This is a genomic window from Pseudomonas sputi, from assembly GCF_021603585.1.
Taxonomy (GTDB): Bacteria; Pseudomonadota; Gammaproteobacteria; order Pseudomonadales; family Pseudomonadaceae; genus Aquipseudomonas; species Aquipseudomonas sputi.
Map to the genome: position 1 here is coordinate 1 of NZ_BQHI01000037.1, position 23,681 is coordinate 23,681.

Below are 23,681 nucleotides of genomic sequence, written 5' to 3' on the forward strand. Positions count from 1 at the left end.
GGTGGGGGCGGCAAAGATGGATTAAGGCTTAGCTGAGTAAGAGCCGGCAGTTCCTCCGATCATTTGGGAAATGGACTCAATCTCTTAAGCCCCTCTTCCCTTCCTGCGCCTAGAGATGGCATTCTGACACCAAGACCAGAATGCATCACATTGTTTAGCCGAGGTAGATTTAATCATGGAAGAAAATAAAAATTTATATAAATACATGGGCCCCGGCATTGCCGAAACACTCCTACTAGAGAATGGGAGTTGCAGCCTAAAACTTTCCTACCTGAAAGACTACAATGACCCGTTCGAGTTTTTCTTAACCATTGATTATAATCAAGGCCCAGAAATTCTCGCATACTACAACGAAATGATTTCTATGGTAACTCAACAACCAGTTACCTGCTTCTCAAAATCTCCGTTAATAACTCCAATGTGGGCTCACTATGCGTCTAACTCCCAAGGCTTTGTTGCCGAAATAAATGAAGCCGCACTTGATGAATGGCTTAAATCAAAAAAATCAGACCCGAGCTTTGGAGATATTGACTATCGAGACACTCCTCATGAAGGCATGCAGGGGATGCTTGAACGCGCCTATGTGTTGTCAAAACCTAGGCATATCGGGTGGCTTCAGCAATCGATCGGAAGTACCGCTTATTTTACTAAGCAAACATGCTGGAGCTATGAGCAAGAGCGACGCCTAGTTATTGACGAAAAAAATATTAAAAAAATAAACGAAAATTTAATCCTACTATATTTCCCTGCAAACATAATTACATCTTTAGTGGTCGGAGCAAAAGCAACTCAAGAATTGAAGGATAAAATAAAAAAAATATCCAACACCATTGGGTGCAACTACTACGAAAAGCGAATTGGAAGAAGCTCAACGACTCCTTTTTTTCTAGACAGCGAAAATAGAACGTACATCTTTAACAACGAAGAAATAGTTCTGCACAGTGAGCGATGCGATTCTTGTAAAGAACCGAAGACAAACGCAGATTCAAAGCTATGTTCATGGTGCAGCATCGATGAGAGCCATGAAAAAAATGCAGCCTTCAGAAATTCATTTCGAATGCTTCAGCACGCTGGAATCCTTGAGCAGTATATAGAAACATTCCAATCCATTGGAAGAAAATAGAAAACAACATTTACTTTCCTGCTCAGCTACGACATCCAACAAGGCTTACAATGAAAAATACAATTCTTTATGGCAATGGCATAAATCTACTTTCTACCAACTCAGTAAGCTGGAAAAACTTGCTTCACAAACTCATGGGTGAAAACAAGTTCGAAAGCGACAAGTTACCTAACACAATGATATATGAAAGAATATTCATGAGTGAACACAAAGCAAACAGAAGCGAAATATTTGACGAACTAACAATCAAGAACAATATTGCTAGCACACTCGCAGAACAAGAAGCAAATGACGTATTCAAATTATTGAGCAATATGGACTTTGAAAACTACCTTACAACAAACTACGACTACGCAATTGAAAAATCATTTGAAACAACTCCTGAAAAAATGAGCTCTGAAGAAATATACAGCCTAAGAAGAAAGCGAAAATATGAAACAATTAACGGGATTAAATACTTATGGAACATCCATGGTGAAATTGAAAACCCGAAATCGATTATGCTTGGCTTAGATCATTACTGTGGCTCAGTGAGCAAAATAGACTCGTATGTCAAAGGTACTTATAAGCACTTTATTGATGGAAAGTTAGTTCCCATTGATTCCATGAAGAAAAAATTAAAAAACAATAGCTTCTGCCATACATCTTGGGTTGACCTATTTTTCTCTTCTGACGTACATATAATTGGCCTCTCACTGGATTATAGCGAGACAGATCTTTGGTGGATTTTAAACAAGCGAGCTCGATTCTCGACTGAAAACCTCGTAACAAACAATATTACCTTCTACGTGGATTGCATCGAGGATCAAAAAAAGGAGTTACTTGAAGCGTTCAATATTAATATCGTCACGACAAAAAATATTAACAATTACGAGGACATGTACAGAAGAGCAATATCAAAAATGTTTGTACCGAAGAACACAACGGAAGCAGCATGAGCAGCGTTCGATAGCAGCACAACCGATATAGACAGACTCACTTAAACACTAATACCACACAAGTCAATCAATGCTCGTAACGCGGAGTATTTAAAAATTAGCCTAATAATTAAAACGCAAAGCTGGGGAAGTGCCAACTCAATTGAGGTTTTAAAAATATTAAACCACACTCTTAAAACCATGACCGCTGAATTTGGCAGAAGCTTCCCCTGCAATATCTTCATCTATCAAGATTTTTCAGACAATAGCCCTATAACCTTATATGAGAAATCACCTTGCGGCGCCTACAAGATCAACCTCAATGTAACGGATCGCTATTGGTGCAAATACATCTATCAGTTTTCTCATGAGTACTGTCATATTCGCACAAACTACTCCCTCTCTAGATACGATCAGCGTATAAAATGGTTCGAAGAGACAATATGTGAACTAGCCTCAATATTTACACTCAAGAAAATGTCTATCTCCTGGAAGACCAACCCTCCTCTACCAAGCTTAAAGAGCTTCTCAGACAGCATTGCGGAGTATGTCAAATCGATAATTACTGACCCAAGCCATCAACTCCCGAAAGGCTCAAACTTTCCAACCTGGTTCAAAGACAACCTCCCTTTATTAGAGCGCAATCAATACATTCGCGACAGCAACAGCCTCATAGCGATTACATTACTCCCGCTTTTTGAAAAACATCCATCTCTTTGGAACTCAATGACATACTGGAACTCTTGGAAGCCCAATCAGGGAAATGACATTCATAGCTGCTTGCAATTGTGGCTAAAATCCTTACCAGAAAAAAACAAAGAAGGCGCCACGAGCCTCGCAGACATATTCAACATTTGATATTAAAAATATTTAAAAGGAGGACGAAATAATTCTTAGGCAACTAATTCTACCCGCTTTTCTTGAACCGCGAAGGAGTGTAAAAATGGGATAGTTTTTTTTGAACAACGACTCGAAGGGAATAGATTTATTTTATAACAACAAATCTGCCAACGTTTCTCAGCCCTCTTTTTCACATCGCTCGACATTCAACAGTTACAATTGTATTACACGCACCTTTCTTTTTTCTTTTTTTGAGTCACGCCATACTTCTACACGAAATTGTTGGCCCAATGGTGGTTCTGGTTTAGGTCTAGACGGACGCGGTATACTCATCTTACGGCTAGTCTTAATAAGTACATCTTGCTCAAAGGCACTGAGGGGCAAATCCAACTGTTGCGCTAGCAAAGGCATATTTTCCAACGACCTTTTCATCTCACTCATAAACCCCGGCTCAGAATCGCTCTCTTCGCCGAACATTGCCTCGGCTTCAAGCATTGCCTGTTCGGCAGTAAGCTTCCCATTTTGCACCTTTAAAAACAGGCGCTGCAACCCACCTAAAGAACCAGTACTTTTCTTAACCTTTGGTTTTACATTTTTAGCAGAGAAAGGTGCAACTGCGTGAGCAACAAGAAAATCACCTGCCGAACTTAATTGGCCTTGAATTGTTTGGACCCCAGACATGAACGATCCGTATTGCCCCACCCCTAAATAGAGAGCGTAAAGCGCTGCCGCAACTTTAGCGCCACCTTTAATTGAGCCTTCTTCAACTTCAAGCGACAACGAATAATCTGGAATTTTTAAAACTTGTTCGACATAAGCCTCCCATTCATCGAAAAGCTTTGTCGAATACACCTCAAATTTATGCCGTGGCAGACTTGGTACATCAATATAAAAATCTGTAGATCCAAGGTCGATCATTTTTCATCCATGCAGTGTTTTGACGTAACACGATCAAAAATCAGATGACATGCTATGTCGTAATCAGATTCGACGTATGCAAGCCGACTTTTTCGACCCCCTCTAATGGCAGGCTATCGCTTCGCCACTACCGTGTCCACTCACGACACGAAGCGATTAGGGGATTGGCTTAAACACTTATGTTTAACTTTATCCATCTATCGCTCCCCCAGGCTACAACGCCTTGCGTCATTGCCTACGACTACGCCAGAATCCGCCGGCTTGTGCGTCTACGACGCGGGTCTTATCGTTTCCCGGTCACTGAAAACAGTGATGGGGTTTGGTAGCCCCGGATTATCGTAGGTTGCATAAGCATCATGATGTGCAGTGTCTGAAAGACTCCGCGTCATGGTGGTCATGCACAGGGCGTCCTCGGGCGCGCCGGTTCCTACGTCCCGGTCTACCAACCTGAGCATGGCCGCCACCCATCGTTTGGTAGCGAGAGTGTCGGCTCCCATTTGACGATGTAGGAGTTTCACCATGATCAAACCAACACCCAACCCACCCGAAACCGACCCCACTTCCCCCTACGAATCCCCCAACTCCAAAAAACTCCACGACGCCGCCGAGCGTGCGCTGGATCACTACCTCTGCCCCGCCGCCGGGATCATGTCGTCCTTGAACGAGCCCGAGCGGATGTACCTGGCCAATCCGAAATACAACACCGAATGCCTGCTGGCCAACGCCAGCGAAAACCTCGGTGCAGCCAGTGAGATGCTGAGTAATTTCGCAGCAACGCTCGATCCGTCGCATCGCAAGACGGCGATCGGTATTACGCAAATCGTGATGATTGCCGAGCTGGCGGTGAATCAGGCGCTGGATCACGTCGAAGTCGCGTAAGCAGTCGTCGAAAGCTTGTCTCCAGCGGGCGTTGTTGAGTCCGTTTTTGCCGCTGGAAATATCTGGCTCAGAAGATGTGGAATGTAAACAGCCCGGCCCGGCACCCTCGTCAATGACGACGGATGCCGGGCCGGGCTGTTTGCGTTTCAGTTACTGGTTATTGACGGTGATGTACGGGTCCCAGGTGTGTTGTGGGCCGAGTTGGTTCAGGTCGCGGTCGAGCAGGACGAAGGTGATCTGGTACCAGAGTTTGCCCGGATTCTCGGCCGTGGCTTGCCACATGGAATAGATCACATCGGTTTTGGAGATACCGCCGTTGGCAGCCTTGTTCAGGTAAGGCACTACACCGGGAATGTTGTAGGTGAGCGGTGTCGACATGGTGCCTTTGTAATCGCCGCCCTGGTGGGGGTCGCCGCTCTGGACGTTTTTGATCAGGGCGATGCGGTCGAAGTTGCGCGACAGCGTGGTGGCGCGCCAGCGAATGTTGTCGCCGGGTTTGACGTCGATCCACAACTCGTCGCCGCCTTCGCCGGTGTTGCCACTGGCATTGGGGTCGACGGCGTCGCGCGTCACCAGCATGGAGACCGCGCCGCCTACGTCGTTGGGATGGGCAAGCAGGTAATCGGCATCGACATTGACTAGCACGTCAATGGTTTGGGTAGCACTGGACATTTTGAGGCTCCTTGTTTTTGGAATCGCATAAGCGACCGCGCCCGCGAAGGCTGTCCGGCTCATCCGGTCCATGGATGCGGTCTGCGGAGAACGATAGGAGATGGCCTAATAGTGTCAAACCGCGATTCCTTGACGCGGAAAAACGGGAGCACTGCGCGGCACGACCAAGGTCTTGATTTGCTTCTGTGCGAGTCAATCTCTGATGGATTTTGAGCTGTTCTCTGGCGGTAACTGTTGGCGAAGGCGCACAGCTGGTGTTGGCATTAACGACGAATCGGCTACACCCGGCCTTTTGTGGAGCGGCAAGCGATCCTGCTGCGGGTCATTTTTGATGTACTGGTGGCAACTGGATGCCGACACAGGGGTGTACCTGGTGCGGCCTTCGGCGCGGTTCAACACGGCGACGACTACGGCGTTCAAGGACTGGATCGAGTGCGCTTTTGCCGAAGGGGCGCCTTGGATGACGCTGCACCGCTGATTGACAAGCCGCAATGGGATATCGTGCCGGCCTCGGAATAGACGTGCTTTCAAGGAGGAAAAATGCGGTTTTACAGGACAGGGGCTTTTTGTGCGGGCGTGTCCATACCGGGACGCCTGAGATTCCAAACATTCCTCATCGCCATGTCAGGCCTCTTTGCCCTCACCCAAATGGCGCCATCCTTCGCCGATACCGCCAATGGAAAAGCCCTCTACTCCCAGCGATGCGCCGTGTGCCACGGAGCCGATATAAAGGGGACCGGGCCGTTGGCCAGGAAAAGCAACCCGCCAACACCTGACCTGACAACTGCTGCCTTCAAGAAGCGACTGGGTGATTACCCCGGCGTTATCGTGTCCTCGGTGATACTTCGCCCCAACGGCGACTTGATTCCAAAGACCTTGCGAGAGAATGGCGTGAAGATTGCGCCGCACGCCTGGAGCGTTAACGACTTTCGCGACTTGCATCAATATATGAGCGGTGTGATTTCGCATACGAACAAATGACATTGAGGCAGGCCCCATTCCTGACACGGCATTCCTGACAGGAATGCCTCCATAAAAAACGTGAATTTTATTTACGACCCTCAATCTTTTAGCGTGGCCATACCGCATATGGAGATGACGCTATGAATGACTCAAGCCTGCGCCTTTACGTCGATGCTCAATTCACCAGTCCCTACGCAATGTCGTGCTTTGTGGCCCTTCGAGAAAAGGGTATCGAGTTCGAAATGAGCCCCCTGGACCTGGACAAACTGGAGAACCAGGCCAGCGATTACGCTCGTCTTTCCCTGACTCAAAGAGTTCCCAACCTCGTGCATGGCGACTTTGCGTTGTCGGAGTCATCGGCGATCACGGAATACCTGGAAGATGTGTTCCCCCAGACAGCAATTTACCCGCAACACCCACAAAAACGCGCCGTGGCGAGACAAGTTCAAGCGTGGCTACGCAGTGATCTGCTTCCGATCCGACAGGAGCGCTCTACCCTTGTCGTGTTCTATGGTCAGAAACACGGACCGTTGTCAGCGTCGGCCGAGGCTGCCAGGCAAAAGTTGGTTGAGGTCGCTCAATGGCTGCTGACCGACAATCCGGACAACCTTTTGGGTGAATGGTCGATCGCCGACGTTGATCTCGCCTTGATGCTGAACCGGTTGATACTCAACGGGGATACTGTGCCGGCTCAACTGGAGGATTACGCTCAACACCAATGGCAGCGCCCGACAGTACAAGAGTGGATCAAGCTGCAACGACCTCGAATGTAACGATCCCCATTTTTTGAGTCTTCAGTGTTCACTAGCTGCCGGGAGCCCCCGGCAGCAAATCTGAAAATAAAGCTGCCCCCATTTAAATGAAGCCGGACAACAGCCCCCTTCTGCTTCAGCCCGTCTTTTTGTCGGAGCCTTTTATGTTCTCGATCAGGTCAACGACATAGTCTTGATTGAAGCCCGCCACAAATGACCAGAACAGCAACTTGGCATAGGCCGCATACCCCTCCGCGTGTTGGCAAAAGATATCGTTGAAGATTTGCCTCAAACACTGCGGATCGTCGTCTGGAACGATCACCGGAAACAGGTCGCCCTTGATAACGCCGGAAAGGAACAAAAGATACAGAAGCCCTGCCAAGATCCCGCCTATGAATGAAGGCAGGATCAAAGCGAACCATGATCTGGAGAGGTTTTCGATTTCCGGATCAGTGAGTATCGACAGTCGCCTGTGAAACCCAACGTAGCCCCCGATATTCCCGGCGATACAAACGATAAAGGGCACTTTGTAGTCGGGCAGACTGTAGGTGACGATAATCGCCAGCACCAACAGGGCGATGAAAATCCAGAATATCCGCTTCCAGATGATGTTCAGGTCTTCCTGACGATTCATGATCAGCTCCCTGATCTTGACCCTGTGATGATTTTTTAGACGATAGACGAATCCTGACTCATGACCAGCGGCTTTACCCGCTGCGAGACAGGATGAGCAAAGCAATGAATGCCACGAACAGTGCAATCAGCACCAGCCCACCGACGGCGACCGCCCAGCCCCAGGCAAAACCACGTTCCCCCTTGAATCGACCGACACTCAGCAAGCCAAGTACGTAGACCCCGATTCGATGAGCCAACCGGTTGAGCAAGATATCGAGGATGTAATCCATTCTTTGGCCGTGCCTCTCTGCACTCTAAAAATGGGGACAGATCTATTTATCCGGTGGTGAAAAAATAGATCCGTCCCCATTCCTGAGCTCAATCATTGGCTGCATCAATAACAACCATTAATTCAATGAAGTTCTCATATCGAATCCAAAGCGTAGGATCTGCTCCATTCCAACCCACTGCACACGGAGTACAGAACCATGAAACGCCAAACCTTCCTCGGTATCGCCTTCTCGCTCTTCGCCCTGAATGCTTTTGCGGCGACCGAGACTGACCCACTGTTCAGCGATGCTGTTGCCTCTGCGACTCAAACTGATCCGCTCTTCAGCGATGCTGTAGCCGCAACCGAAACCGATCCGCTGTTCAGCGATGCGGTGGCCGAAGGTGGTTCTGACCGTCTGATCGAACGTCGTAACGTCTGAATGCAGGGTTTTACCGCAGTTCTCGACAAAAGCCCGGCCTTATCCGCCGGGCTTTTTCACGTTGGTCTAGAATTGAAACGGGTCACCCACGACGACAGCAACCCCCTGTTCCACGTGTTTTTTTGGGTGTCATCCGGATGTCCTCAATGAGAATTTTCTGCAGAACGAATAGAATCGCCAGCCCTACACCTCGACACTTTTGGTCATGGACCGCAGCCGCCTGAACCAAATCCAGACAACCCACACCACCCGATCAATCAAGGACTGATGCCCTCATGTTTATGCGGAAAATAACGTTTGTGTTGCTTTTGGCCGTTGCACTGGCAGCCTGTGGTGGTAGCAAGGACAAGGCGCGTGAACTGGTCGAATCCACTCGCGACGATGGTTTCGAGTCGCGCATGGACGACTTGATGAAAGTGTTCTCTTCACACTACTGGGCACTGCCCGACGATACGATTCGCGAGACCGTGATAGAAAAACTCGATATGGACGGTATCCGAAGTCTGATCGTCGATGTCTACGCCGATCGGTTCAACGACGAAGAACTCGAAGTGATGATCCGTGCCAACAACAAGAGTCTGGAGGAAACCGAAAGCATTCTGTCCAGCACCAAGGAAGGCCGCGCCCTGTTCGACAGAGTGGTGGAAGCTCAAGCCGTTATTGATCAAGTCACGGAGGACGCGATGAAAACCCGAACGACCGCCGTCATCGAGGCGCTGGACAAGCTGAATGAGCCCTATGTGAACTAGGGCACAGTTCCTCCTGTGTCAAAGGGACAGATTTATTTTTCAATCGAAGGCGCCATTTAGCACTTCATAAATCAGCCCGGTAGCCAGCGCGACCAGGATCAGATCGGTACCGACCTGCTGCCATTCGTAGCCGTCGTAGTGCGGCAGTCTGCCCAACAGTCGACCATCGAGCTTCTTCGCAATCCCGGGGGGCAGCGGTTTGCCTCGGGCCAGGTTCTTCTGGATGCCGGGCGGCAACGCCGGGCCCGGGGTCCAGTAGCCACGATAGTCTTCCACGATCCCGATTACCCCGCCGCGATCGATACTCGGGCCATGCCCCTGATAACCGCCCCCGCCTTTTTTCCCCTGATTGCCATGATCCTGGCTGTTATGCGGATTGCCTTTGCCCTGCCCCTTTCCGTTGCCAGGGTCGGCCAGCGCGGTCACCGGACTGCTCAGCAGCGCAATACAGGTCGTGGTCGCAATCAACGTGCGTAAACCGGACATGGGTCGTTCCTTGAATGAATGGGTGTGTGTGGATTCTAGTCAGTTTCTTACAGGTATAGAGAGACGATCCGGTCATCGCGGTTTGTGAAGAATTTCGATGCGCGCAGCTTTCGGTGCCCCCCGATTCGCGCTTACCATACGCCCAACTCGTATTACCGCGGCTGCTGAACCCGGTACTCACGAGGACAGACCATGAAAAGAACCCGCGCCTGGAGACGCACCCAGGCCCGTAAACACGGCAGCGACAAAGCGGTTCGCCCGCAGGCGTTCAAGCCGGAAAAAAACTGGAAGCTGATGTACATCCGATCCACCAAACTGGTCAGGGCTCGCCAACTCGGCATGAGCTATCCCGTTCGCTCAACCCGCCAATTGTTGGATGAAGCGTGACGAACCTTCTGTTCATTTGCAGTCGCAACCAATGGCGCAGCCCGACGGCCGAAGAAGTCTGGCGTCGCCGCCCCGGCTTCAATGTCCGCTCCGCGGGCACCAGCCCCAATGCACGCAAAACCGTCGGCCCAGCGGATATTCGCTGGGCCGATTTCATTTTTGTGATGGAAACCAAACACCTCAATCGCCTGCGGGCCGAGTACGCCCGGCTGCTCGAGCACAAGCGGATTCACTCGCTGGATATTCCGGATGACTACCACTATATGGATCCCGAGTTGGTAGACCTTCTTGAAGAATCGGTGAAACCCTACCTCGCTACTTGACCCTCTGCGCATTTGGCAATGCATCGAATGAAAAGGAATTCCACCCCATGTTTGAACGGAACAAACTGGTTCCAGAGCGGCACGTGGCAGGTGAAGCTGGATGACGGGACGACAATGGATGCCTATGTCTACGCGCTCAAATAGTCGGGCTTCGGTCTTTTCTCGACGGATGAAAACCCTCCTGGTCGGGCTAGTGTGTTGTGTTGGGCTGTGGGGTGTTTCCGAGTGGTGGGAGATGGCGTTGGCGAAGCCTGCCTATGCAGCTCATATCAGCCCCGATGGCTGCTTTAGGGTGCAAACTTTCAGACCTTTCTGGTTATTACCCAACTTCCTTCACCCGCAGGCGCCTCCAGACGCCCCCTTCGAAACTCAATGGTTCGTTCGCTGGGAATCTCCCGCGTTTTTCCGTTTGTACGACAATCGCGATGATCAGCTACTTGGCGAAAGCGAAATCTACGATCTGGTAAGTTACGGGAACCGATTGTCTTGGGGTTACGGCAGCGATACCGAGGTTCGCGTCGGCTTGATCACGATCGGCAATACTCGCCCTGATTGTAAAAAGGGAGACTGATGAAGCCATGACGAGCCGCGAACGACTCCATAGCAAAGGCTACGAAATGCTCTTTGGAGCGGTTCCGCACACGTGGCTGACCGCCCTTCGCATCGCTTTCGATACCGGCATCAAATCCTCAAACGAATGGCCCGTGCCCCGCGGCATCGACTGGCGTCATTCGCAACTGGACACTGACCCGACCGTTCAAGCCGTGTGCCGACTGCCACCCTTGCTGGCGGCGGTGGGCGAGTTGATCGGCGAACGCTTCTTCCTCTCTCAGGTCGAGGGCCGCGAACCGCTTGCCGGTGGCGGCCACCAGCAGTTGCACCGCGACCTGTCGGCGCAACGCCCCGGCGACACCGTCAACGCGCTGGTGTACCTCGATGATTACGGCCCGGAAAACGGTGCAACCCGCATCGTCCCCGGCAGCCATCGCCCTGCACCGGGCGAGCCCCCATTCGATTTCACTGACGAGTCCCGATCTGTGCAACTGACGGGCAACGCGGGCGACGTCCTGATCTTCGATGCCGATCTGATCCACGCCGGTAGCCTGAACGCCAGCGGCGCACGCCGCCGAACCCTGCTGATTACCTATTTTTCTGAATTGCTCTACTCGACGCATCTGGAAACGGTGAGCCTCAGAAACATACGAATGGACACGACTGAGCGGTTCGATCCGGCCGATTTTGCATTCGGGATCGTGAAATCATTCATTTGACTTGATTGCCTCAGGCAACTATATAGTTGCCTAAAGCAAACATATGAGCAACACGCCATGTCCACGATCACCGACCGCGCCGACATCGTCCGGCAATTCAACCGTTTCTACACCCATCAGATCGGCGTGTTGCAGGAACACTTACTGCAAAGCGACTACTCGCTGACCGAGTTGCGCATCCTCTACGAACTCGCCTCGGGCGGTGACCTGACCAGCACCGACCTGCGCCAGATGCTCGGCCTCGACGCGGGCTACATGAGCCGGCTCATCAGCGGTTTCGACAAAAAGGGCCTGATCGAGAAAGTCCCCTGCGCCACCGACGCCCGCGCCAGTCAGTTGCACATCACCGACCTCGGCCGCGAAATCCTCGCCCCGCTGGAACAAGCCTCGCGGCAAGAAGTCATCACCCTGCTCGAACGCCTGGCCGAACCGCAGCAACTGCAACTGATCGCCTCGATGAAGCAGATCCAGACGCTGCTCGAGGGCAGTCAGTCGACGACCTATCTGCTGCGCGATCCGCAACCCGGTGACATGGGCCTGGTGGTGCATCAACAGACCGCGATTTACAGCCGTGAGTACGGCTGGAATTCAGAGTTCGAAGCGCTGGCGGCCGAGGTTGTCGCCAAATACCTGCGCGAATTCGACCCCACGGGCGAGCGCTGCTGGATCGCGGAAAAGGACGGCAAGGTGGTGGGTTCGGTGTTCGTCATCCGCCACGACGAAACCACCGCGAAACTGCGCATGCTCTACGTGGATGCCAGTGCGCGGGGCTTGGGAATCGGCAATCGATTGGTCGAGGAATGCCTGCGTTTTGCCCGGGATGTCGGCTACAAAAAGATGATCCTGTGGACCACCAGCAATCTGGTGGATGCCCGCCGGTTGTACCAGCGGGCGGGGTTCGAGCTGGTCGAGGAAGAGCCGATTCACAGCTTCGGCAAGGATTTGGTCAGTCAGACGTGGGCGATTGAGCTGTGAGGTCTACGCCCACTTTGTGGTCAGGCAGGACGGGCCACAAACCACAGGAGATTGCTCCAAGGACTGATCAGTGCGGACTGGCGGTCGGACGCACCACGATCTCACTCACATCGACATCGTCGGGCTGTTCAATGGCATAGGCGAGCGCTCGCGCAATGGCGTCTGCATTGAGCGCCACACGGCGGAAGGCTTTCATTTCCTCGCGGGCCACCTCATCGGAAATCGTATCGGCCAATTCGGACTCAACAACTCCGGGGCACACCACGGTGACCCGGATCTTGTCCGTTTCCTGACGCAGACCATCCGAGATAGCCCGGACGGCGAGTTTGGTCGCACAGTACACCGCGGCGGTGGGAGAAACCGCGAGGCCACCTATCGACGTGATATTGATGACCTGACCGAAACCCTGCGCCTGCATGTCCGGCAGGACGGCGGCAATTCCGTGCAGTACACCGCGAACGTTGACATCGAGCATCTGGCTCCATTCGTTGACCTTCAACGAGGCCAGCGGCGACAACGGCATCACGCCCGCATTGTTGATGATCACATCGACCTTGCCATGCTGCGTCTTGGCGAATGCCACGAAGGCGTGCATCGATTGCAGATCCGTAACGTCCAGTGCGCAGGCACTGGCAGAACCACCTTCGGCCTGAATCTCGCTGACCAGTCTGTCCGAACGCTCGAGTGCCCGCCCTCCAGAGATGCCAGCCGGGTTCGGCATCCTGCGTGAGAGCCTGACCGGCGGCTTGGGGATGGAGCCAGTCCAGGGCATTTGTGCGTCTGGGACGCGGTTTTTATCGTTTCCGGGTCACTGAAAAACAGTGATCGGGGTTGGTAGCCCGCTTCGTTCTAGACTCATGGCTTCACCGTGTGCAGTCCGCAGAGCAACGGCATGGCCGAGAGTTTTGTGAAGACGATCAAACGTGATTACGTGGCGCACATGCCTAAGCCGGATCGCGAAACGGCACTGCGTAACCTGGCGATTGCCTTCGAACACTACAACGAGCAGCATCCGCACAGCGCCTTGAACTATCGCTCACCGAGAGAGTTCAGGCGCTTGGCGGCAGCATCAATTTAACGGGGGAGTTGGTGTCCGGATTTGTAGGGGCCAGTCCACTGCCCCCCCAGATGGTGTTAAGAAGTTAATAGTTGAGCAACGTTAAAGTCACCACAAACTCGCTCCCGTTGCCATCTCCAGCACTGCGGCCGGTAACTGTGCCACCGTGAGCTTCCACCAACTCTCGCACCACTGTCAGACCAATGCCCAGGCCCGCCCCGTTAAAACCCACCGCATGGACGTCTTGCACAAATGGCTCAAAGATGAACGGCAACGCTTTGGCGGTAATCCCAATGCCGGTATCGCGGATGTTTATCTTCATCACTCCGTCCTCGGCGGTCACCGAAAGGCTGACGGTACCGCCTGCAGGGGTGTACTTGGCAGCATTGCCCAGCAAGTTGCCAAGAATTTGAGTCAAGCGCATAGGGTCACCCTTCACCATCAATGCGCGTTCAGGCAGTACCGCGCTAAATTGCAACTGGTGAGCGATCATGACGGGTGTGCAGATGTCTATAGCGTCATGGATGATCTGAGTCATATCGACATTGCTGCAATCGAGGTGAAACTTGCCAGTGCTGGCACGGGCGATGTCGAGCAAATCCTCCACCAAACGGGACATATGCTTCACCTGACCTTCGATCAGCTCCTGCATGCGCGGCAGTTCCTCACTTGGCACGCGTACCAGACGACCGGCTATCATGCTGATGGGCGTCAATGGGTTGCGCAGCTCGTGGGCTACAATTGTCAGGACTTTGCGTTGCTGTTCCAGCGCGAGTTCGGCAGCCGCCTGCAGGTGTTGTGCGCTGAGCGCTGCGATCACCAATTGCTCGTTGGCTTCGCGCATTTCCAGGTACAGCCGCTGCTCTTGCTGTTTGCGCTCTGGCTTTTCTGCATCGGACTGGGCCAGAAGGATCGCCAGGACCAATTGCTGATTGGCCTCGATCAGTTGTTCGAGCTGCAGGTTATCGGCGATCTGTGTGTTGGCGTCGTTTAGTTCTCTATGAAGCGCCGCAAGCACCGCGCGGGCCTCGACAGTTTTCTGGCCAAGCAGGAATAGTTCTCTAGCGGCGGTGACTAGCGCCTGCTTGGTCTTGCCATTGGCCTCATTCATGATGGTTTGTTCACCCGTCGTCTTTGCCCACACGCCTGGTAGGTCGTCCGCCGAGCAGGCCTTCCTGATCCGACAGCATTTCGCCAATCTGTAATCCGTTATCGTCAATCTGGTACAAACGCAGTTCATCGGAGTGAGCACTCGCACGCACTTTGACGACAGCCATGATGCGCAATAAACGGCTCTCCACTTCAATATAGCGCTGGACGATGATGGCGTCGGTGAGAAATGCCGTGCCGTAAGGACTGAAACGCAGGTCGGTATAGCGATCTTCCAACTCCGAGGTCATAAGCACGCTGACGCCGACGCTCGTCAATGCCGTGACCATTCGCGACAGGGATTCACGGAAATCTTCGCGGAAGGTTGGGGCCAGTGCCAGTTCGAACCCCGACAATGAGTCGATGACCACGCGGGTCGCGTTCAATCGGGTAATTTCGCCCAACAACAAGTGTACGATTTCATCGATGGACAAATCAGGGGCACGGCTGTCGACCAGCCCGACCTGGCCGCTCTGAATTAGCGTTGCCAAGGTCGCGTTCTGCGAATGATTAGGCCGTTGTTCGAACACCGCGATCACGCCGGTTTCGCTATTGCGCGCGCCTTCGGCAAGGAAGGTGGCTGCCAGAATGCTTTTGCCCGATCCCGACGGCCCGGCCACCAGCAATGAGTAACCTCGAGGCAGACCGCCCCCCAGCATTTCGTCGAGCTGCGGCACGCCCATTTTCAGACGCTGGAGCGGAAACTCCAGTGGCGCTTCAACAGAGTTGAATGCGGCCGGTGCGAAGACCTTGATGCCCGAGGAGGCGATACGGAAGGTGTGCAACCCCGGCAAGGTAGGCTGGCCACGCATCTTCATGATTTCCATCTTGCGCACCATAGAGTTGCGCTGAACACTCTGACGCAGCCAGATCAGGCCATCGGCCACGGTGAAAATCGGGTTGGTCTCAGTTTCGGTGAAGTACTCGCCAATCAGGAAAGTCGTCGCGTGCCAGGTGGTCATCAGCATGCCCAGTTGCTGAATGAACTGTGGCAGGTTGTTGTTGGGGTTGTTTTGGGTCTGGCTGGCCAGCACCACCGAACGGAACGAGTCGACAAACACCAGCGCCGGTGAATGACCCTCTACTTCATCGACTATCCGGCGCAACACTTCGTCCAGATCTCCGGCCAGCGTGTCGTCAGCCAGGTTGATGTAGCGGATCGAGCGGTTAAACGCTTCAGTGTCGAAAAAGTCGAATTGCTGCTGGTAGCGCAGCATTTTGAGCGGTGGCTCGCCCAGTACTGTGAAGAACAATGCGGGGCGCTCAGGTGTTGCCAGGGCAAACATCATTTGATGGGCCAGGGTGGTCTTACCGCAACCGGGCGGGCCTGCAATGAGGTTGAACGAAAACTCCGGCAAACCACCGCCCAGCACCTCGTCCAATCCTGGCACGCCGGTGGCCAGGCGGTTGATAGTCACTTTGGTGCTCATGGCGATTTTTCCTGCGAGGGGGTGTCGCTCAAAGGAGGCTCCCACACGTCGCGAAGCAGCCTTGCGGTGAGCGAGGGCCCGATCAGCGTGGTGAGTAATTCATAGAAGGTGGTCAACATCACTTCACCGAAGAACAACGCATCGTCTTCGCTTTGTTCAAGTAGCGCCTGCTTGAGAGCAGTCAGATCGAACGCAACCTGTGCCTGATCATAGATACCGGCCAGGCGCGGATTCCGGGAGGTGCACAGGAGGAGACTGCGCCGATAGAGCGCAGCCCCGCCTTGGTGACCAATGATGGGCGTGAGGGCGGCGTCCATACCCTGCAAGGTTGAAACAATCGCTTGCGCGATCGCTGCGATGTCAGCGTTGGCGCCAATCCGGTGCGCCAGAGAAGCTACAATCTGGCGGCTCTCTTCGCTTAGCGCGGACATGGCTAAATGGTTTCCGATGGACAGGCTTTGATGGTACACCCTATTTTTGCCTTCGGAGCGCTTATCCAGACACGGCATACCAATTGCCGTCCATTACGCGATGAGGTTTAAGTTTAAGCGGCCGCCTGGGGTCAAAAGCTGCCTCCTGTGAACGACCACTTTCGGCCAATGACCTGTCACGATTAGTCGAGTTGTCGTGATCAGCCTACTGAGAGCGCACTGCTCAGAGGTGTTCCCCACCCCCGTTGAAGGTGCCCACTTAGGGCACCATTTTTCAGCTCTATCCCTCATGTGGCCATACTTAAAGCAAGTCTTCAGGTCGCATCGTCAAAATGATTTTGCCCACGTTCTCCGAAGACTCCATCCGGCGATGCGCATCGGCAGCCCGCGATAGCGCAAACGTGCTATCGACGACCGGCTCAAGGCTTGCGGCACCCTCGAATCGATCAAGCCAGTGCTCGCGGAAACGCTTGATCATGTCGTGCTTCTCCGGCTGCGTGCGCGACTTCATGACCGTACCGATGATTTGCAAGTGGAGGTAAAGAATGTCTTCCAGCGCCACCGTGACGTTCCCGCCACCGGCGAGAATCCCCACCTGAACCAAGCGACCGCCCCGTGCAAGGGACGCAATATTGCGGGCAAAGTAGGGCTCGCCGATAAAGTCGATGATGACATCGACGCCGCGCCCCTGGGTTTTGTCGGCGATCACTTCAGCGAAGTCCTGCGTCTTGTAATCGATCGCCACGTCAGCGCCCAAATGCTCTACACGCGCCAACTTGCTGCCTTCGGTTGTCGCATACACCGTGGCGCCGGTGGCGTAAGCCAGCTGCACCGCAGCAGATCCGACGCCGCCGGCGGCCGCGTGAATCAAAACCGAATCGCCAGCCTTGAGCCGAGCCAGATGCATCATTGCTTCATGGGCCGTGACGAAGACCTCGGGAATGGCTGCCGCGTGTACATAGTCAAGCTGCGCGGGGATGTGCATGGCCATGCGGTAATCGATGCGTGCCAGCTCGGCGTAGGCACCGCCGCCGACCACGCCCATGACTCGATCTCCGACCTCGAACCCTGTCACCGCGTTACCTTTGCCGATCACTTCGCCGGCGATTTCCAGGCCGATGATCAGCGAGTCACCGAAATTCGGATGGCCGTACCCGCCGGTCCGGTGAGTCAGATCCGCGCGGTTCACCCCGGCGGCATAGACACGCACCAGCAGGTCGTCAGGACGCACTTCAGGATTGGCAAACTCGACGAGTTCCAGAACGTCTGGCGCACCAAATTCTCTGATGTTGATGGCTTTCATTCAGTTGTTCTCCGTTTCGCTGAACGTGGCATTGGCGATAGCCGATGCGGTGATGGCGCCAGGGAAGCCTACATAGAAAGCCAGGTGCGTGATCGCTGCCGCCAGTTCGTCTTGGGTCACACCGTTGCCAGCCGCACGGCGTAAGTGGGCAGGCAACTCTTCCGAGTGCCCAGCGGCAATCAATGCCGCCACGGTGATCAGGCTACGGTCGCGCGGGGACAGCGCGGGGTCACTCCAGATCTGCGGATAAAGCGTCGAGTCGACGAATTGCGACAGCTTCGGCGTGAACGCGCGCGCAGCTTCCCGGGGACTGCTGAAGTTGAGCTTGGACATGGACGAGTTCCTTAAACCTGGCTGATGAATTTGTGGGTGAGATAGTGTTCGATGCCTTCAATGCCGCCTTCGGAGCCGTGACCGCTTTCTTTCATGCCGCCGAACGGGAGCTCGGTTGCGACGATGCGGTATTGGTTGATGCCGATCATCCCGGCCTCCAATCCGTCGGCGACATCAATGGCCGTGCGCGCGCTGGAGGTGAAGGCGTAAGCCGAGAGTCCGTAGGGCAGGCGGTTGGCTTCTTGCAGGCCATCGGCCAGTTCATCGAACGGCATCAGTACGGCGATGGGGCCAAAGGGTTCTTCGTGCATGACGCGGGCATTCATCGGCACATCTGCCAGAACCGTGGGTTGGAAGAAGTAGCCTTCGCCTGACAAGGCTTCGCCACCGACCAATACCCGTGCACCTTTTTCGACAGCATCGGCGACCAGTTCTTCCATCTTTGCCAATTGCCTTGGGTTGGCCAGGGGGCCGACCTGAGTGTCCGGATGCAGGCCGTCACCTATTTTCAGCGCTTGGGTGGCAGCGACAAAGTGATCGACAAAAGCTTGATAGGCACCACGCTGGATCAGAAACCGAGTGGATGAAATGCACACCTGCCCGGTACCGCGAAAGCGGTTGGCGACGCCTTCGATAGCAGCTTTTTCAATGTCGGCATCTTCGAAGACCAGCACCGGTCCGTGCCCACCCAGTTCAAGGGTGATGGGCTTCACGCCTTCGGCAGCTCGTGCAGACAGCAGGCGCCCGATCGGCACTGACCCGGTGAAGGTGACTTTGCGAATGATCGGCGAGGCGATCAGATGGCTGGACACTTGATCCGGTACGCCGAAGACCACTTGCAGTACACCTTTGGGCAATCCAGCATCGTCGAGTGCACGCGCCAGGGCCAGCGCTGTGGAAGGGCTTTCTTCACCGGGTTTGAGAATGACGCTGCAACCCGCGGCCAGCGCTGCCGAGAGCTTGCGTGCCGGGGTGATGGCCGGGAAATTCCACGGTGTGAATGCGGCCACTGGGCCGATGGCCTGGCGTTTGACCAGTTGCAATACGCCTGGACGGTTGGCCGGGACCACACGGCCATCGATACGCCGGGCGCTTTCGGCAAACCATTCGAAATACTCCGCCGCGCGGGTCACTTCATCCAGGCTTTCACCCAGCGGTTTGCCTTCCTCCAGGGTCATCTGCGCGGCAATCTGCGGTGCACGTTCGAGGATCAGGTCGGCGGCACGCTTGAGGACCTTGGCGCGCTTGTCAGGCACGGTCTGGCGCCATTGCTCGAAGCTCAGGCGAGTTACTTCCAAGGCGTGATCAAGGTCGCCTGCGGTGGCGAGTGGGACGCGTCCGATTTCCCGGCCGGTAGCAGGGTTAACGACCGCGGCAGTATCGCGCCCTTCAGCACTGATCCATTCACCACCGATGAAAAGATAAAGCGGGTCGTAGGAGGTTTTCATAATGTGCCCTTCAGTTAGTTGTCGGAGATTCGGATAAAACCCGGCGCCTGTTCAGGCGTCCTGTGCAACCAAGTCTATGGAAGGAGGGCCCATTGATTTAGACGGGCCAGAGGGAATCATTGTTGTCGCCAGAGGTAATATCGAGCCGCGGGCCGAACGTGTAGCATCCGGAAAAAATGCGCGTTATCACGGGTGAGCGTCAGATCTACAGGAAGGTCGCGATGGATAAGCTTTCGAACATGTCGGTGTACATAAAGGTTGTCGAGATGGGCAGTTTCACGGCCGTGGCCAATCATCTGGACTCAACGGTCGGTAACGTATCGCGTGCTGTCTCTGCGCTGGAAAACGTACTCGACGCGCGCCTGTTGCAACGCTCGACCCGACGCCTGTCGGTCACCGATGCCGGGCGACGGTTCTATGAGCGCTGCACGAAAATTCTCGCTGATCTGGAGAGTGCCGAAGCCGAAGCCAGCAATGCCGCCCTGGAACCTCGAGGAACACTGCGGGTGCATTGCGTTCCTGGGTTGGCCCGGCATCTGGTCACCGGGGCTGTGCTGGAGTACCGCAAGCAGTTCCCGGAAGTGACGGTGGATTTATTGCTGTCACAACGCATGCCTAACCTGTTGGAAGACCAACTGGATGTCTCGATCCTGATCGCCCGCGCGCTCCCCGATTCGGCCTATGTCAGCCAAAAGATCGGTGTCAGCCATTGTGTGCTGGTGGCGTCGCCAGACTATCTGGCGCGGCATGCGGCCCCGGAGACGCCCGAAGACCTGCGTGATCATCAGTGTCTGCTGTTGGGCACCGTCGACTATGTGCGGGATGAGTGGCAGCTGAAGAGCAAGGCGGAGGACGCGACATTTGTCCCGACAGGGCCAAGTTTCAGCGTTAACGATATGGATGCGATGGCACATGCCATTCGAGAGGGAGCAGGGATTGGCTTGCTGGCCGGGTTCACAGCCGTCGACGATTTGCGTTCCGGCAAGCTAGTGCGGGTTTTGCCTGAGTACCATACCTATGAGCGCAACGTGTATGCCGTCTATACCTCTCGGCAGTTTGTCGATGCAAAAATCACCCGCTTTATCGACACGTTGAAAGATCGGGTTGGCAGTCAACTGGCCGCAACGGCCAAAGAACTGATCGATTGAAATGCCACGGAGCAAAAAGGTATTTGCGCCTCGATAAAACAACGCTTCGAGGCGCAATGATTGGCGAACAGCTGGGTTATCCCTGGCTGCAACGGCCCATGACGTTATAGGCCAGTACGTGCTGTTTGCCTTGCGAATCCTGGTAGGTCATGTGCGTCGGCACCACTGCGCAAACATCCGGCACCGGGTCTTCGGAGATGACCTTGGCGACATCGAGGTGGGTGCTGTAGCTATATTGCTCGGCAGGCTGAATCCTTGCAGTTCCTTCCTGCGCTGCTACCACAGAGCTGAAGTCCAGAAGTGCGACGATGATCATTGTCGTTTTCATAATGAGATTTCCTAAAGTAAGTCTGATGTTGCTGGCAGGACCTACTTTAGGTTCGAGGGTTTTCTGCAAACAGGAGCGAATCAGGGAAAGACTTTTCTAAATTCCGAACACAATGTGGGGATGTCTGACGTAAAGGCAATTCGTCTGTGACCGTCCGCTTTTGGCCGATTCTGTTGAAAAAGTCGGTTCTTCCAGACTGCCCGCATACTGATCGCTGAAAACGCCTTTTTTGCGCGCAGCTACGCGAAATCTGAGCCCGGAGTACTCTGCTCAATGCAAAGATTTCAATCTCAAGTGCGGACTTTTCTACCGTGGAACCCATGGCCGACTTTTTCAACAGAATCGGCCGAAACCAGCCACTCCCACCCGAACCACCAACGGAGAGCCCCCCATGAAAACCGCCCTGATCTCCGACACCCACAACCTCCTCCGCCCCCAAGCCATCGCCGCGCTCCAGGGCTGTGACCAGATCATCCACGCCGGCGACATCGGCAACCCGGACATCCTGGCCCAACTGGCGAAAATCGCCCCCGTCCATGCCGTGCGCGGCAACAACGACCTCAACAGTCCGTGGGCCGAAAACCTCCCCGACCTCCTGACCTTCACCCTCAACGGCTGGCCAACCCTCCTCGTCCACGACATCGCCGACATCCCCGCTGATCTCGATCCTGGCATCAAGCTCATCATCACCGGCCACTCCCACAAACCCCGCATCGAATGGCGCGGTGAGCGCCTCTACGTGAACCCCGGCAGCGCCGGCCCTCGGCGATTCAAGTTGCCGGTCACGCTGGCGATCCTCGAGATACAACCCGACCGCATCGAACCGCGCCTCATCTCCCTGCTGGATCCCCCTGCCTGAAACCGCTACCGTTCCCCATCCAGTACCGGGAACCCACGCGCCATGTCCATCGCCGACAACCTTCTCGCCTTCACCCTCGCCGCCACGCTGTTGACCCTGACGCCCGGTCTCGACACCGCGCTGGTCCTGCGCACCGCCACCGTCGAAGGCAAGCAACAGGCATTGCGTGCAGCGTTGGGGATCAACGCCGGTTGTCTGTTGTGGGGCGCGGCGGTGGCGTTTGGGTTGGGGGCGTTGATTGCGCTGTCGGAGCTGGCCTACAACCTGTTGAAGTATTGCGGCGCGGGATATCTGGCGTGGCTGGGGTTGAACATGCTGCTGCGCCCTCGCCGCTCGTTGGCACCGGCCGAGGCCGACGGCAAGCCGGGCGCGAACTGGTTTTTCAAGGGCATGCTGGGGAATGTGCTGAATCCGAAGATCGGGATTTTCTACGTGTCGTTTCTGCCGCAGTTCATTCCGCAAGGTCAGCCGCTGGTACCGTGGACGTTCGGGCTGGTGAGCATTCATGTGGTGCTCGGGCTTATCTGGTCGCTGGTGTTGATTGGCGCGACGCAGCCGTTGTCCGGGTTCCTTCGGCGCCAGAAGGTGATTCGCTGGATGGATCGCACCACCGGGATGATTTTCGTGTTGTTTGCTGCGCGGTTGGCGTTCAGCAAGCGTTGAAGCGCCTGTGCTAAACAACCTGCGGTCGAGACCTGCCATTTCATCAAATTCAAGGGTTGCCCAATACATATGGACATCCGTATATTCGGACAACCATATGTACTGAAGGCACGCCATGCTCACCCCCGCCTCCGTTTTCAAATGCCTCGCCGACGAAACCCGCGCCCGGGCCACGCTGCTGATCACCCGTGAGGGTGAGTTGTGTGTCTGCGAACTGGTCTGCGCGCTGAACGACAGTCAGCCGAAAATCTCCCGCCATCTCGCGCAGCTGCGCACCTGCGGTCTGTTGCTGGATCGCCGTCAGGGCCAGTGGGTTTATTACCGGCTCAACCCCGACCTGCCGGCATGGATCCGCACTCTGCTTGAAACCACACTCGCCGCCAACACCGCCTGGCTGGAAGAGAACAGCGCGCGGCTGGCGGTCATGGGTGATCGCCCGCTCAATACATCTACCTGTTGCTGAGGATTCATCATGCGCGTTCTTTTCATGTGCACCGCCAACAGCTGCCGCAGCATTCTGTCGGAGGCGATGTTCAATCACCTGGCGCCACCCGGTTTCGAAGCAGTCAGTGCCGGCAGTTTCCCCAAGGGCCAGGTGCTGCCGCGCAGCCTGACCACGTTGCAGGCGGCCGGCATTTCCATCGCCGGGTTGAGCAGCAAGGGCAACGAGGCCTTCGAAGACAACCCGCCGGACATCGTCATCACCGTGTGCGACAAGGCCGCCGGGGAAGCCTGCCCGGTGTATTTCGGCCCGGCCCTGAAAGCCCATTGGGGGCTGGAAGATCCGTCGGATGTGCGCGGCGATGAACGCACCATCGATGCCGCTTTCCGCGCGACCCTCGCCCAAATCGAAACCCGCTGCCGGGCCTTCCTTGCCCTGCCCTTCGCCCAACTTGACCGTGATGCCCTCAAGCACGAGCTCGACCGCATCAGCACGCTGTAACCGGAGCCG

31 protein-coding genes and 2 pseudogenes are annotated in these 23,681 nt (G+C 54.7%); 20 read left to right on the forward strand and 13 right to left on the reverse strand.

All coding sequences use genetic code 11. The features are described 5' to 3' along the window. The first annotated feature begins 175 nt into the window (after window positions 1-175). The 3 genes from L6D81_RS27245 (at window position 176) to L6D81_RS27255 (ending at window position 2,898) form a co-directional block, all read left to right on the forward strand. Window positions 176-1,123, forward strand: coding sequence for a DUF2971 domain-containing protein (locus tag L6D81_RS27245; RefSeq protein ID WP_236182688.1), 948 nt, complete (start codon window positions 176-178; stop codon window positions 1,121-1,123). Between the two features lie 50 nt (window positions 1,124-1,173). After that, a complete protein-coding gene (locus tag L6D81_RS27250) occupies window positions 1,174-2,061 on the forward strand; it encodes an SIR2 family protein (protein ID WP_236182689.1) in 888 nt (295 codons plus the stop codon). Between the two features lie 180 nt (window positions 2,062-2,241). Continuing rightward, entirely contained in the window at window positions 2,242-2,898 is a 657-nt protein-coding gene (locus tag L6D81_RS27255; RefSeq protein WP_236182690.1) for a hypothetical protein, read from the forward strand. A 195-nt stretch (window positions 2,899-3,093) separates the two neighbouring features. On the opposite strand, the gene L6D81_RS27260 is transcribed toward L6D81_RS27255, so the two are convergent. Further along, window positions 3,094-3,798 (reverse strand): hypothetical protein, encoded by a 705-nt coding sequence (locus tag L6D81_RS27260; RefSeq protein ID WP_236182691.1) that lies wholly within the window; start codon window positions 3,796-3,798, stop codon window positions 3,094-3,096. A gap of 519 nt (window positions 3,799-4,317) precedes the next feature. On the opposite strand from L6D81_RS27260, the gene L6D81_RS27265 reads away from it, so the two are divergent. After that, window positions 4,318-4,677: a DUF6124 family protein gene (locus L6D81_RS27265; RefSeq protein ID WP_236182692.1), complete on the forward strand. Its 360-nt coding sequence runs from the start codon at window positions 4,318-4,320 to the stop codon at window positions 4,675-4,677. A gap of 150 nt (window positions 4,678-4,827) precedes the next feature. Here L6D81_RS27265 and L6D81_RS27270 read toward each other — a convergent pair whose 3' ends face one another. After that, window positions 4,828-5,349 carry an AidA/PixA family protein gene (locus L6D81_RS27270; protein WP_236182693.1) on the reverse strand — a complete coding sequence of 174 codons (522 nt, stop codon included), beginning with the start codon at window positions 5,347-5,349 and terminating at the stop codon, window positions 4,828-4,830. 331 nt (window positions 5,350-5,680) lie between these two features. Between L6D81_RS27270 and L6D81_RS27275 the strand changes: the two genes are divergently transcribed. From L6D81_RS27275 to yfcF, 3 genes are all read left to right on the forward strand, one after another. Next, window positions 5,681-5,827, forward strand: a complete 147-nt coding sequence (locus tag L6D81_RS27275) for a hypothetical protein (protein ID WP_373874353.1) — start codon at window positions 5,681-5,683, stop codon at window positions 5,825-5,827. A 143-nt stretch (window positions 5,828-5,970) separates the two neighbouring features. Continuing rightward, entirely contained in the window at window positions 5,971-6,330 is a 360-nt protein-coding gene (locus L6D81_RS27280; RefSeq protein ID WP_236182732.1) for a c-type cytochrome, read from the forward strand. A gap of 122 nt (window positions 6,331-6,452) precedes the next feature. Beyond that, entirely contained in the window at window positions 6,453-7,085 is a 633-nt protein-coding gene (yfcF, locus tag L6D81_RS27285; RefSeq protein ID WP_236182694.1) for a glutathione transferase, read from the forward strand. Between the two features lie 115 nt (window positions 7,086-7,200). Here yfcF and L6D81_RS27290 read toward each other — a convergent pair whose 3' ends face one another. Beyond that, entirely contained in the window at window positions 7,201-7,698 is a 498-nt protein-coding gene (locus tag L6D81_RS27290) for a hypothetical protein (RefSeq protein ID WP_007955240.1), read from the reverse strand. A 73-nt stretch (window positions 7,699-7,771) separates the two neighbouring features. Then, window positions 7,772-7,969: a hypothetical protein gene (locus L6D81_RS27295; RefSeq protein WP_236182695.1), complete on the reverse strand. Its 198-nt coding sequence runs from the start codon at window positions 7,967-7,969 to the stop codon at window positions 7,772-7,774. 198 nt (window positions 7,970-8,167) lie between these two features. Between L6D81_RS27295 and L6D81_RS27300 the strand changes: the two genes are divergently transcribed. Continuing rightward, on the forward strand, window positions 8,168-8,389 hold the full coding sequence (locus tag L6D81_RS27300) for a hypothetical protein (RefSeq protein WP_236182696.1): 222 nt from the start codon (window positions 8,168-8,170) through the stop codon (window positions 8,387-8,389). Window positions 8,390-8,664: 275 nt separating this feature from the next. Continuing rightward, window positions 8,665-9,138 carry a DUF2059 domain-containing protein gene (locus L6D81_RS27305; RefSeq protein WP_236182697.1) on the forward strand — a complete coding sequence of 158 codons (474 nt, stop codon included), beginning with the start codon at window positions 8,665-8,667 and terminating at the stop codon, window positions 9,136-9,138. 39 nt (window positions 9,139-9,177) lie between these two features. On the opposite strand, the gene L6D81_RS27310 is transcribed toward L6D81_RS27305, so the two are convergent. Further along, on the reverse strand, window positions 9,178-9,624 hold the full coding sequence (locus L6D81_RS27310) for an anti-virulence regulator CigR family protein (protein ID WP_236182698.1): 447 nt from the start codon (window positions 9,622-9,624) through the stop codon (window positions 9,178-9,180). Window positions 9,625-9,816: 192 nt separating this feature from the next. Here L6D81_RS27310 and L6D81_RS27315 point away from each other — a divergent pair, with 192 nt between their 5' ends. From L6D81_RS27315 to L6D81_RS27335, 5 genes are all read left to right on the forward strand, one after another. After that, window positions 9,817-10,011: a hypothetical protein gene (locus tag L6D81_RS27315; RefSeq protein ID WP_236182699.1), complete on the forward strand. Its 195-nt coding sequence runs from the start codon at window positions 9,817-9,819 to the stop codon at window positions 10,009-10,011. After that, window positions 10,008-10,334 (forward strand): low molecular weight protein tyrosine phosphatase family protein, encoded by a 327-nt coding sequence (locus tag L6D81_RS27320; protein ID WP_236182700.1) that lies wholly within the window; start codon window positions 10,008-10,010, stop codon window positions 10,332-10,334. Before L6D81_RS27315 ends, L6D81_RS27320 begins: the two co-directional genes overlap by 4 nt. A gap of 169 nt (window positions 10,335-10,503) precedes the next feature. Continuing rightward, window positions 10,504-10,905 (forward strand): hypothetical protein, encoded by a 402-nt coding sequence (locus L6D81_RS27325; protein WP_236182701.1) that lies wholly within the window; start codon window positions 10,504-10,506, stop codon window positions 10,903-10,905. A 7-nt stretch (window positions 10,906-10,912) separates the two neighbouring features. Continuing rightward, complete coding sequence (locus L6D81_RS27330; RefSeq protein ID WP_236182702.1) at window positions 10,913-11,605, forward strand: phytanoyl-CoA dioxygenase family protein; 693 nt, start codon at window positions 10,913-10,915, stop codon at window positions 11,603-11,605. Window positions 11,606-11,662: 57 nt separating this feature from the next. Continuing rightward, a complete protein-coding gene (locus L6D81_RS27335; protein ID WP_236182703.1) occupies window positions 11,663-12,580 on the forward strand; it encodes a bifunctional helix-turn-helix transcriptional regulator/GNAT family N-acetyltransferase in 918 nt (305 codons plus the stop codon). 67 nt (window positions 12,581-12,647) lie between these two features. Here the strand turns inward: L6D81_RS27335 and L6D81_RS27340 are convergent. Continuing rightward, a pseudogene (locus L6D81_RS27340) lies at window positions 12,648-13,271 on the reverse strand (SDR family oxidoreductase); the annotation flags it as partial. Between the two features lie 177 nt (window positions 13,272-13,448). Between L6D81_RS27340 and L6D81_RS27345 the strand changes: the two are divergent. After that, window positions 13,449-13,658, forward strand: a pseudogene (locus L6D81_RS27345) (integrase core domain-containing protein); the annotation flags it as partial. A 64-nt stretch (window positions 13,659-13,722) separates the two neighbouring features. Here the strand turns inward: L6D81_RS27345 and L6D81_RS27350 are convergent. From L6D81_RS27350 to L6D81_RS27375, 6 genes are all read right to left on the reverse strand, one after another. After that, window positions 13,723-14,748 carry a sensor histidine kinase gene (locus tag L6D81_RS27350; RefSeq protein ID WP_236182704.1) on the reverse strand — a complete coding sequence of 342 codons (1,026 nt, stop codon included), beginning with the start codon at window positions 14,746-14,748 and terminating at the stop codon, window positions 13,723-13,725. Window positions 14,749-14,758: 10 nt separating this feature from the next. Next, the gene (locus tag L6D81_RS27355) at window positions 14,759-16,216 is read right to left on the reverse strand and encodes an ATPase domain-containing protein (RefSeq protein ID WP_236182705.1); all 1,458 of its coding nucleotides are present in this window, start codon (window positions 16,214-16,216) and stop codon (window positions 14,759-14,761) included. Then, complete coding sequence (locus tag L6D81_RS27360; protein ID WP_236182706.1) at window positions 16,213-16,725, reverse strand: hypothetical protein; 513 nt, start codon at window positions 16,723-16,725, stop codon at window positions 16,213-16,215. Before L6D81_RS27360 ends, L6D81_RS27355 begins: the two co-directional genes overlap by 4 nt. A gap of 223 nt (window positions 16,726-16,948) precedes the next feature. Then, window positions 16,949-17,950, reverse strand: coding sequence for an NAD(P)H-quinone oxidoreductase (locus tag L6D81_RS27365; protein ID WP_236182707.1), 1,002 nt, complete (start codon window positions 17,948-17,950; stop codon window positions 16,949-16,951). Further along, entirely contained in the window at window positions 17,951-18,283 is a 333-nt protein-coding gene (locus L6D81_RS27370; protein ID WP_034154073.1) for a carboxymuconolactone decarboxylase family protein, read from the reverse strand. An 11-nt stretch (window positions 18,284-18,294) separates the two neighbouring features. After that, window positions 18,295-19,731 (reverse strand): NAD-dependent succinate-semialdehyde dehydrogenase, encoded by a 1,437-nt coding sequence (locus tag L6D81_RS27375; RefSeq protein WP_236182708.1) that lies wholly within the window; start codon window positions 19,729-19,731, stop codon window positions 18,295-18,297. A 221-nt stretch (window positions 19,732-19,952) separates the two neighbouring features. Between L6D81_RS27375 and L6D81_RS27380 the strand changes: the two genes are divergently transcribed. Beyond that, window positions 19,953-20,879, forward strand: a complete 927-nt coding sequence (locus L6D81_RS27380; protein ID WP_236182709.1) for a LysR family transcriptional regulator — start codon at window positions 19,953-19,955, stop codon at window positions 20,877-20,879. Window positions 20,880-20,955: 76 nt separating this feature from the next. Here the strand turns inward: L6D81_RS27380 and L6D81_RS27385 are convergent, their stop codons facing one another. Beyond that, a complete protein-coding gene (locus L6D81_RS27385; protein ID WP_236182710.1) occupies window positions 20,956-21,207 on the reverse strand; it encodes a DUF2790 domain-containing protein in 252 nt (83 codons plus the stop codon). A gap of 391 nt (window positions 21,208-21,598) precedes the next feature. Here L6D81_RS27385 and L6D81_RS27390 point away from each other — a divergent pair, with 391 nt between their 5' ends. The 4 genes from L6D81_RS27390 to L6D81_RS27405 all read left to right on the forward strand — a co-directional run bounded on the left by L6D81_RS27390 (window position 21,599) and on the right by L6D81_RS27405 (window position 23,672). Then, window positions 21,599-22,066: a metallophosphoesterase family protein gene (locus L6D81_RS27390; protein ID WP_236182711.1), complete on the forward strand. Its 468-nt coding sequence runs from the start codon at window positions 21,599-21,601 to the stop codon at window positions 22,064-22,066. Window positions 22,067-22,108: 42 nt separating this feature from the next. Then, window positions 22,109-22,729 (forward strand): LysE family translocator, encoded by a 621-nt coding sequence (locus L6D81_RS27395; RefSeq protein ID WP_236182712.1) that lies wholly within the window; start codon window positions 22,109-22,111, stop codon window positions 22,727-22,729. 115 nt (window positions 22,730-22,844) lie between these two features. Further along, entirely contained in the window at window positions 22,845-23,192 is a 348-nt protein-coding gene (locus L6D81_RS27400) for a metalloregulator ArsR/SmtB family transcription factor (RefSeq protein ID WP_236182713.1), read from the forward strand. Window positions 23,193-23,201: 9 nt separating this feature from the next. Next, window positions 23,202-23,672, forward strand: a complete 471-nt coding sequence (locus L6D81_RS27405) for an arsenate reductase ArsC (protein WP_236182714.1) — start codon at window positions 23,202-23,204, stop codon at window positions 23,670-23,672. The last annotated feature ends 9 nt before the right edge of the window (window positions 23,673-23,681 follow it).